The sequence below is a fragment of the Corallococcus sp. AB038B genome, assembly GCF_003668955.1.
GTDB classification, from domain to species: Bacteria; Myxococcota; Myxococcia; order Myxococcales; family Myxococcaceae; genus Corallococcus; species Corallococcus exiguus.
In genome coordinates this window covers 58,373-69,580 of record NZ_RAWO01000010.1, presented here as the reverse complement: position 1 = coordinate 69,580, position 11,208 = coordinate 58,373, and the positions used below count along the sequence as shown (strand labels likewise).

Here is an 11,208-nt window from a genome sequence, read left to right as displayed (position 1 = left end):
GCTCATCGCGACTCCCCTTCGGCCCGCGTGGGCGCCCCGGCGGTGGACAACCGCTCCGGGTAGCGCTTCACGGGGATGTCCTTGCGAAGCTGTTCCATCCGTTCCTGCACGGCATCGTGACGAGCCTGCGCCGCGAGCACGCCCCGCACCTCCTCGAAGGAGGGCGTCACCGTGCGCGGAGCTTCCAGCGCCTTCGCCACATGCAGCCCGAACGCCGTGGCGAACGGGGCGGAGGGCGCGCCTGGCTTCAGGTCCGCCACCGCGTCGAAGAAGCGTGAATCCACCTGGCCCTCGCGCAGGGCGCCCAGGTCTCCGCCGCGGGCGCCGGTGGCCGGGTCCTCCGACACTTCCTTCGCCACCAGGGCGAAGTCCTCACCGCTCACCACGCGCGCATAGGCGGCGTTGATGCGCGCCTGGGCCGCCACGCGCTGCTGCTCGGTGGCCTGGGGCTGCACGTAGACCACGATGTGGGCCACGTGCACCTCGCGCCGGGTCAGGGCGTCCTTGCGGGCCGCGTAGCGCTGGCGAAGGGCCTCCTCGGTGGACGCCTTCGCGCCCACGGACTCCGCGTAGGCACTGGCGAGCACCTCGCGGCGGGCCGCCTCCACCCGGGCCGCGATGACCGGGTCCTCGAGCAGCTTGTCACGCCGGGCGGCTTCGGCCAGGAGCGTGCGCTCCACCACCGCGTCCAGCGCCACCTCTGGCGTGCCGCCCTCCTGCTGCCGCAACGCGACGTCCGCGCGCGACACCGACGTGTCCCCCACCCGCGCGACTTCATCCCGCGACTTGCACGCTCCCAACCCACACGCCGCCAGCACCAGCACTCCCCAGACCAGCCCCCGCTTCACTGTCCGCCTCCAGAGGACCGGCGGACGGAAGCGCCCACGCAGTCACCGTTACCGCAACTCCAGACATCCATCCGGTCAGCGGCCCCACCGCCGACCGGCGCCATCATGGCACGCCAGGCACCACCGGACTCCCAGCCCCACCAGGAGTGAGAATTCGTTCCAGCCCCAAGCACGACGGAGGCCAGCAAGGTGCTGGAGGGGGGCGCCAGGGAGGCTTCCCTGTCTCCCTCGGCCGGTTCAGGGGCAGGCGCGGGTTTCTCCGGCCGCACCGTCCGTGAGTCCTCTTCCTCAGTCCCCTGCTTCGCCGGGGAGGCCTCTCTCTCGTGACCATTTCCTCTCAACGCCGGCGTCCGGTTCACGCAGCGATGACCCGAGCCTTCGGGCGCGCACATCTGCACGTCGTTGCAAATGAACCACGGGCGGCCGGGATCGCAGGGCTGATTACTCGACAGGGTGCCGTAGACACGCATCGTCGTGTCCTGGGTTCCGCTGATGATGATGAAGGCAGACTGCGTCGCGCTGACCTGGATGCGATTCGTGATCGGAACCCCGCCATCCGGCAGCAATTGGCTCCGGGTCCCCACGGGTGAGACGACTCCGCCAGGGATGCCTCCCGACAGCCCCACCACGTCCGCCGTTCCGCCGTCGGTCATGCCCCCATCTGGAGGTCCATCCGTCCACACGCCGCCGTCTGGCGCCTCGCTCCTGAACGCCATGCCAAGCGTCTCCACCGGCGCCTTGCAGGCATCTTCGATGGAACCACAGGCCCCCTTGCGCAAGGCCACGGTGGCGGACGGAGCGTCGACGTAGACGTACCCGGCGCCCGGCATCCGCACGCCGAACACGCGGTCCGGCGCGGGAGGCCCGCAGCGCAACTGCTCATCCCGGGTCGCGCCTACCAGCGCAACCGAGGTGAACTCCGCGGTCACGACTTCGGGCGCGGCGCAGCTCTCACCGTCACCGCCCCCTTCCACCATCCCCGACGGAGATCCACAGCCCGGGTCTTCCGGCCAATCCTTGCCATTCACCCCATCGTCATTGATGCCGTTGGAGCACTGAGGCTGCGTGGGAGGATCGGTTTCGTCATCGTCCTGGAGAGACGTGCAGCCCGGGTCGTACGGGTAGTCCACCAGGTCGTCTTCGGTGCCGTCGCTGTTCTCGTTATCGCTACAGGCAGGCCTGCGGCACGTCATCTCCGTGCCAGTGGGCAGACAGAGTGTTCCGGAACGACAAGCGAACCACGGCTGAAGCGGATCACACGTGGTGTCCTCGTTGAGGGTGGCCTTGACGTGGAGCTGGGCGTCAGTCGAGCCACTGACCACGAGGAAATAGGTCCCCTTGTCCAATGACTCCGAGACCGTGCTGGCCACCCACTCCTCCCATCCGGAGTTGTAGTAGCTCGTGTCACACTGCAACTCCGAGGTGTCGCTGAAGCACCCCGAACGCAGGGCCAGGTTGGCGAACTCCGCACTTGCTTCGAAGTCTCCATCCCCAGGCAGGTGGAAGCCGAACACCCGGTCGGGAGCGGGTTCAGAACAGCTCGACTCGAAGTTCGTCGACGCGTTCGTCAATGCCACGGATGTCACGGCCGACGTGATGACCGCCGGAGCCACGCAGCTCTCACCATCTCCCGGCACCTCCTGGGTTCCAGACGCCGCGCCGCAGGCAGGGTCATTGGGGAAGTCCTCGAGCCCATCACCGTCGTCATCACTGTCGTTCGAACAGGCGGGCGCCGGGATGAGGTCATCCTCGGAAGTGTCCTCCGGGGATTCACAGCCCGGGTCGAACGGGTAGTCGACCTTTCCGTCAGCCGGAACGTCGTTGTCCTCGCCGTCCATGCAGGCCGGCAGCTTGCAACGATGGTTGCCCTGGCCATCCGGCTCACAGGTTCCAGTGGCACAGACGAAGTCCGTGGACGCCGGATCGCACTTCGCATTCTGTCCCAGTTCCGCGCTGAGGAACTTGAGGGTCGAGTGGCCCACTGTCCCCGAGGGATGCTGAACGAAGATGCGTGCGTCGGCGGTCAGGTTCTTTACCGTCTGGACCCCGGTCTCACACGACGGCGTATTCGCGTCGCAGGCTGCGATGACAACCGCCGACGTTGGGGTTTCGAAGGTGAGCCGTTTCACCGGTCCGTCGAAGGGCAGCGCAACCCAGGTCCCCCGGTTGTTCGCCGACAAGTTACACCAGGGACCGCCGGACACCGGAGAGGGCTCCAGATAGGTCAGCGGAAGCTCGGCGGGCACGGGAAGCGCACAGGTGTTGCCAGAGCCCTCCGGGAGCACCCGCAGGGTCTTCGCATCCCAGCCCAGGAGTCCCGAGCGATCCAATGCATCCAGCGTGACCTCGACGGTCCCCTCGGAGTCAAACCAGACAGGCACTTCCCTGGAGCTGCTCGAGGAGGTGTCCAGGCTGTACAGATCTTCGTCCACCCAGAACCGCGCCCAATTCACAGGGGGCAGTTCATCCTCCACCACGCCGGTGAGTTTCATTTCACGGCCGGCCACCAGGTAGCTGGTGGTCAGGGTGACGCGAGGCGGGAGATTGGCTCCCACGGGATGGGTGTCCGTCTTGGAGTCGGTTGCCCCCAGCGCATCCACCGCCAGGGCGGAGACGACCGCCGAGGAAGCAGGAAGCGGAACCGTCGCGCAGAGCGACTTGCACTGCTGCGTTTCGCAATTCACCGACTCATTCAGCAGCTCGCCATTCAACCGGAGCTCCACGCGTGTCAGCGGCGAAGTGTCCACGACCGACATGCAGAACTTCTGGCTGTAGCCCTCGTAGAGCGGCCCCGGCACCGGGTCGAGGGTCACCACAGGCGCCTGGTTGGGCAGGGCCTGGATGGTCGCGGTGGCGGGAACTTCACTGCCGGAGTGGTCCCGGACCAGCGCGGTCAGGGTCACCACGTTGGAAGGTCCGGCGGCCGGCAGCACGAAGTTCGCGTTCAGCGTGTCTGACGCCGTCGCGGCGACCTGCTCGCCGTTCGCCAGCAGCCGCAACGAGGCGATGTCGCTTGCCCCATTCGGATCAGTCCCCTTCACGGTCACCTGGACGTTGTCGCCAGAACGCGCCGTAGCGGGCACGGAGACGAACGAAACCGAGGGCGGCTCGTTGGCGGGCTTGACGGTGTATTCCACCGTATCGCCGGAGGTGCGCCCCAGCGGGTCGCGGGCACGGAGGGTCAGCGACACCTTCTGTCCCAGACGGGACTGCGGAATGCGCAGCACGTGGCGCACGCTCAGCGGATAGTTATTCGGCGCCAGGCGCTCGGCCGACGCGACGGCGACGCCGTCCACCAGCAACTCCAGGGTGTAGGGCCCACCGCCCCAGTAGAAGTTGGCACTCTGGATGACGTTCTCGAACGGCAGCGCCCGAAGCTCCGTGGGCAGCCCCGCAGGCTTCGTCGTGATCATCGGCGCCGGAGTGATGGTCAACGTCATCTGGGCGGGTGGCGGTGAGCGACCCGCGCCGTCCAAGAGCTCCGCGCGCAGCACCTCCGTCAGCTGCGTCTGCGTCACGGGCATCCGCACGGAGAACGTCTCGTACGCGCTCTCCGCGTCCGTCACGGATTCGCCAACGATCTTGCCTGCCAGCGTCAAGCGGATGCGTGCTGGAGCAACCGCGCCCAGCCCCCTCACGCTCACCGTCGCGTACGAGCCGGACGTGTAGGCCGTCCCGTAGACGTTGATGAAGTCGATCGACAACGGAGTCTGCGGAACCGGCGCCGCTCCGACCCGGATGCTCACGGGCTCCGATAGCGCGAAGGCGCCGTTGGAGGAAAGCACTCGCACCTGGAGCGACACCTCCGCCCCGGTGCTGCTGCCTACGGGAACCCACGGAATGGCCTGCGACACGACGTCATCCAGGACGCCCACCGGCTTGCCATCCACCAGCAACTCGGCGGTGTTCAGGCCGAAGCCGGAAGCCGCGGTCATCACCAGGTATTCCGCGCCAGGGGCCACCACCGTCCCGGGGAGCGGCAACGCGATGCGCACCGATGGCGCGGCCCGCAGGGAGTCCACCGGGAAGCGGCGCACGCCCAGGTAGGCGTCCGCGACGATGAGATCCGACCCGATCACCACCGCATCGTCCGCACGCCCCGCCGGCACTGTCTGCACGAGCCGCGGTGCATCCGGATCCGTCAGGTCGAAGAGCTGCACGCCGCTGGCGGCTTCGCTCACGATGGCCAGGCGGCCATGGAGCCGGACGCGGGTCACGGCGCCCGCGGTGGGCACCGTCTTCCGCGACACGCCGCCCTCGTTCGTCACCTGCCAGGTCGTCAGGCCCGCCGTGTTGCCCGTGACCAGCAGTGTGTCATCCAGCGCCAGGGCCTGGACGGGAAGCTCGGAGTGCGTCGCCCAGCGGCGCAGACTGCCCGAGCCGTCCACGCCCACCAGGGTCCAGCCCGCGGTCCCCAGCGCCACCGCCGCCCTTCGCTCATCGCCAGAGACATCCATCGCGTCCAGGCCCAGGTCGAGCGACGCTGCGCCCGTGTCCGGAAGCAACGCGAGGCTGGAGACCTTCCGGCCATTGAGGCCCCACGCACGTCCGGGGGACACGCTGAAGCGAGACAGCTGACCGAGCTGGTTCAGCCCCGACGTCACGGTTTCGACGTTTCCATTGCCTCGGTCGTTGGCGCGATTGAGCGCGTTCCCATAGAGGACATACGTGTAGCCCCCCGAGTGCTCGACCTGGGTTGCGTTGGTCCACCAGGGCAGGTGCTTGAGGGACTCCAGCATTCCAGGCTTCGACAGCCCCAGCTGCCGGACGCCCGCGCTGCCCGCCGCGACGAGGACGCCCTCGTGGAAGGCCGTCAGGCCCAGGGGGGCGGGGGTCGCGGCGAAGGTCGCGGACGGAGCGGTTTGCACGGACTCCTGCCGCTGCGGAAGACGCCGCAACTCGACGCCCGAAGCGCTGGCGGAGAGCATCACCTCACCCGAAACCTGCAGGTCGAGGGCTTCCATGGCCGAGGTGGTCAGCATGGCCACGGTCATGGGCTCGCGAACGTCGATGACCCGCAGGAAGCCGTCCTCGCACAGGACATAGGCCAGCCCGTCAGCAACGTGCAGCGCGCGCGGGGCCGCGCTGAGCGGGACGGAGAAGTCGCCTCCATCCCAGAACTCGCGGATGCGCAGGAACTTGTCCGTGGCGACAACGAGCCGGTTGCCATCCCGCTCCGCGGCGATGATGTCTTCCGCGACGGGCACGGGGAAGGATGCGAGCGACACGTTTACGGGCCACCGGGAGAGCCGGAAGATCATCTGGACGCGATTGTTGGCAACGTGGGCCAGGTATCCGTCCCGTCCACCCGCGAGCAGTGTCCCCGAACCCCACCCATAGTAGGCCGGTGTCACGACGGGCCGCGAAGGCTCGTCGAGGTCGATGTACTGCGGAAGCTCCGCGGGCAGCGTTCCCTTGTTGGCCCACACCCACTTCCCGAACGAGAAGACCTGCGAGAAGGAGCGGTACAGATGGCTCACGACCCGCGGAGCCGTGGCTGAGGACACATCCACGACGTCCAGGCCCGGGTCGCCATGGGCCAGGAGCACCAGGTTGCCCCGGATGGCCATGGACAGGGGACGGGACGCGGAGGTGAAGCTCCCCAGGTGCGTGAGCGAAGGCACGGGCCCACGCGTCAGCTGTCCCACGGCGAAGCCCGTGGCCGTGCGGACATAGACACGGTCCTCGAGCACCTCGACCTGTTCGGCCCCCTCGAAGCCCTGGGCGAACAGCGTGCCCTGCTGGGGCGTGATGGGTGCCACGACCTTCCACACCGTCGGCGTCAGCGACGGTGAGAGTCCGGCGCGATCCGTGACGGAGACCTCCAGCTTCAGCTCCGCGTCCACGGGCGTCGACTCCGGCACGACATAGCGGAGCACGCCGCTCGCCGTGGCGACGGAGGTCCCGTTCAACTTCAGGACCTGCTGGATGCGCACCACCCCAGCCGTGTCCTCCGCCGTCACCTTCGACACCAGCGGACTGCCCGCGGCGATGCGGCCCGCGGTGGGCTCCACCTCCATCTTCACGGTCGGAGGCGTGGTGTCATCCACCACGGTGAGTTGCATCGTGCGGGGCACGGACTCGCGACCGGAGGCATCCACGGCGACCGCTTCAACCGTGACCTGTGTGCTGCCCGTCACCTGCGGCATCAACAGCGAAGCAACGTACGGCTTCGCCTTCACGCGCTGCTGATCCAGGGGCAGGGGGCCTGCACCGAGGAGCCGGAAGCGGACCGCTCCGACCGTGTCCGGAGCCGTCTCGGCGACCATGCGCACGCGAGTCCCCTCCACGATGGAGGACGGGGTCTCGAGTTCCAGCTTGCTCACCACCGGTGCGGTCCCCGTGTCGTTGAGCACCCGGACGGAGCCCTGCTTCACGGGGCCGTAGCGGCCCTGGACGTCCACCGCCACGGCCGTGACGGTCACGTCTCCATCCTCCGTGACCTGCGGCGCCTGCAGCATTCCGGCCCACGCGGGCGCGCTGAAGACCACGGGCGTGCCTCCCGCGACCGAGACCTCCACCCGGTCCACCTGGTTCGGCGACGCCGCTTCCGGGCGCACCAGGAACTCCGTTCCTTCAAGCGCATCCGTGGGCAGCCCCAGCGACAGGAGCACCGGTCCCGTGCCTGCGTCCACGAGCGTCACGGACCCCGAGGCCTGGGCCTCGTTGCCCGCCAGGTCCCACACCCGCAGCGACACCTGGACGCCGCCTGGAGCGAGCGGCAGGTCCACCGACGTCGGCAAGGCATTGTCGAGCACCTGCACCACACGCCCACCGACGCTCAGCTCGGCGGTGAACGCGTTCAAGGGAATCACTCCGTCCGACCAGGTCGTCGTCAGCGGCAGCCGCGCGCCCGCGGCCGCCGTGGAGGGCAGCCAGAGCGTCAGCGTGGGCGCAGCGGAGCCCCGCTCCAACATGAGCCGGGACAGCGACGTCCCCTTCGCCGCGACGAGGGTGTTGCCCGATGCGCTGACGCGTCCCTGGACCGCCGGATAGAAGCCCGCGATCCGGGGCGCCGTCCGGGCATCCAGCACCGTCAGGCCATTATCGGAGCCCGCCATCAGCCACGGGCCCAACGCCGCGACAGACGTGGCCGCGCCACCGAGCGTCTTCTCCCCCACCAACGACAACGTGCTTCCAGAGAGCGTGAAGCAGCGTGCCGCCGCCCCCACCACACAGGCCCGCCCGGCGCCCAGCGCCGTGACGGCCACACCCGCCGTCTGCACCTGCGCGACCTGCTTCGGCGCCGGAGGCACCGTCAGGTCGACCGCGAACAGGCTCGCGTCCGCCAGCGCGTAGAGCCAGTCGCCCTGGATGGAGAGCGCCGTCACGTTCCCCAACGGCAGGTGCGCGCGCAGCTTCCCCTTCGGATCAAACGACTCCAGGCCGTCGTCGCTTCCGACGACGAAGCCGCCCCGGAAGACCCCCACCGACGTGGGCTCGCGGCGAAGCGCCACACTGTTGCCCACCGAGGAAAGGTCCTCCGCCGACAGCAGCGCGAGGGTTCCCTTCCCCGCCGAGCGCAGCACGACCGCCAGACGGTCGCCGAGGACGGCAAGTCCCGCGGGAGTGCCTTCCAGCGACCGCCGCGACACCAACACGCCTGTCGCGCGGTCGCGGCGCTCCACCTCGGCGCCACCGCCAGCATCATCCCGGAGGACGAACAGGTCCGCGCCCTGGAACGCCAGGGCCGTCACGTCGGCGGTTCCCTCCAAGGTGGAGAGCACCGCCGGCCCCTGCGCGAATTGCGCCAGCGAACCCTCGACGCCCGCGTCCACCGTTCCGCCCAGGCCCACGGCCCGGGCCACCACGCGAACACGAGCGCCGTCCGGCCCCAGGGGCAGGACGTTCCCCGCCGCCCCCGTCGCGACTCCCGCATCCGCCACGAAGATCTGCTGCTCGACGGTGGCCCCCTGGGTGGCCGTGGCCAGCGCTGCCACGGAGGCGCCACCGGCGAAGACCGGTCCCTCCAACTCCACCGGCAGCGTCAAGGTCGGCGGAGTGGCGTTGCTGTCCACGATCCGGAGCTGCTGGACCGACGAGGCCTCGAGGCCCGCGTTGTCCTTCACCCAGGCACGCACCATCACCACGCCTCCCGCGGCACCCACGGGAGGAACCTTGAACGTGGCTTGCCAGGGCGACGCGACGACGATGAGCTCCTGCGCATCCAGGGACAGCCGCACCTCCTTGACACCGCCAGGCGCGGCCACCGTGGCCGACAAGGTCACCTCGGTCCCTTCGGTGTAGGTCCAGGCGGGGTTCGGATTGGTGATGCTGATGAGTGGCGCGTCGGCGGGCTCCACCGTCACCGTCAGGGGCTGGGTCACCCCTTCGTTGCCCCGCTCATCCAGGGCGTGGGCCACGAACGTCACCTGGGTGGCTTGCGCCACCACCGGAGCGGTCCACCGCGTCATCCAGTTGGGCCCCTGCAGGGTCTCCAGGTCCGCCCCGTCCTTCGTGATGCGGACGGACTTCACGGTGTTGGTGTCCGTGGCGCTGACGCGCAGGTCCAGCGGCATGCCAGACGGAACGCGGGTGTTGGCGCCCGGCGACAGGAACGCCACCACTGGCGCGGTGCTGTCCGGCGTCACCGTGAGCATCACGGGCGCGGCGCTGCCCACGAGCTGGGCATTGTCCTGGGCACGGGCCGTGAGCGCGTGCGTCTCCGGACCCGAAGCCACCCGCGGCGCCTTCAGCGTGTACGTCAGCGGGGCCGTGGGGTTCAGGACGAGCTTCAGCGAGGCCTCGTCGAGCCGCAGCTCCAGGCTGCTCACGCTCGAGTTGTCCGTCGCGGTCACCGCCACGGCGAGCGAAGCGCCCTCTTCCAGCGTCAGCTGCGCGACCGCGGGCGCCGTGAAGGTGACCGTCGGCGGCAGGTCGTTCACCACCTGGATGGTGATGGGCGGCAGCTCCGTGATGTTGCCCGCCGCGTCCTGGGCCCACGCCACCAGCTGCGAGTTCCCCAACGGCGACGCGGGCCAGGTGTACGTGAAGAGGCCGTTGTTCCCGGTCAGGTTCTGACCATTCACGGACAGCTTGCGGCCGGAGACCTGTCCCGAGTCGTCCGTCACGCGGACCTCGAAGGTCCACGGCGTCCCCGCGCTGAACCGGTCGCCCGTCACCACCGTGCGGCCCGAGCCCTTCGCGATGAGCTCCACCTGCGGCGGGACGCCATCCACGGTGCGGAAGGTCGCCGTGCCGCCCTGGGACAGGACATTGCCCCCCAGGTCGGTGACGCCCTGCACGCTCAGCCGGTACTGCGTCGTCTGCGCCAGGGGCGCGGCCGGCACCAGGGTGAGGCCCAGGCCATCCGGATCCGCGGTCACCGTCGACGCGACCGCAAGCCCCGTGAGCACTTGAGTGAGCTTCGCCTGCGCGACGCTCGTGGAAGCGATGGGCTCGTTGAAGCGGACCGTGAACTGCGACGCCACGGGCACGCTCTGTCCGCCCTGCGTCCCGGCCGGCGACCACGACACCACGGCCGGCGGCTTGAGGTCCGCGCGGCTCACCAGCGACGCCAGCGACACGGACGCGCTTCCCGGCGACTCCAGCCGCAGCGGCACCAGCCCGGCAGGTCCCTCCGCGACCTTTACGGTCAGCGACGTGCCCGTCAGGGAGACAATCTCCACGGGCTTCGGCTCCGGCGTCGTCTCCTCGAAGACGGAGATGCCGCGCGTGAACCGGCCGCCCGTGAACGTCACGCTGCCACCCTCGAGCGGCACCACCGCGGGTGCCACCGCGCTGATGAAGGGCTGGGCGACGTAGGTGAACGCACCGTCCCAGCGCAGCCACGGCTGCCCCGCGGCCTCGAGCGCCACCGTCACCGGACCGGCGACATTCGTAGCCGGAGTGATGACCTGCAACGCGGTCGCGGATTGGCCCGGTTCGGGGATGACGCTCGTGCCACCGAAGTGGACCTTCGACACGGCGCCCAGGTTGGAGCCGGTGAGCAGGACGGACGTCCCGCCCGCCACGTCACCGTGATCGGGGACCAGCGACGCGAGGCTCATCTGGGTCTCGACCGCGCCGCCCACGACCGGGAAGCGCCAGGGCCCGCGCACGGTGCCCCCCACCACTCCCGTCGCCGCCAGGTGCGCCTCGGCCACGTACACGGCCCCCACGGTGAGTGACGGCACGGGCGTAAAGCCACGCAGAGACCCCGATGCGACGACCGTTCCACTCACGGGCTCCGAAAGGCTTTCGGGCTTGACCACCAGCGTGCTCGCCGGGGCCACCGCCGGGGGCATGAAGGACGACAGCGTCATCGACACGGTGCCGCCCTGAGGCAGCTCGCCGCCCGGCACGGGGACCGTCGCCACCGTCACCGGGTACGGCAGGTGGAACGTCTTCATCGTGGAGG

Annotated in this window: 2 protein-coding genes (1 of these 2 running past the window's edge); both read right to left on the bottom strand. The window is 69.4% G+C overall.

The window, feature by feature from the left end:
* Positions 1 to 2: 2 nt before the first annotated feature.
* Entirely contained in the window at positions 3 to 848 is an 846-nt protein-coding gene (locus D7Y04_RS30485; protein ID WP_121761569.1) for a peptidylprolyl isomerase, read from the bottom strand.
* Positions 845 to 11,208, bottom strand: the final stretch of a protein-coding gene (locus tag D7Y04_RS30480) for an Ig-like domain-containing protein (protein ID WP_121761568.1). 20,917 nt of this gene lie beyond the right edge of the window; only the last 10,364 of its 31,281 coding nucleotides appear in the window; its start codon lies off the right edge, out of view; it ends in the stop codon at positions 845 to 847. Before D7Y04_RS30480 ends, D7Y04_RS30485 begins: the two co-directional genes overlap by 4 nt.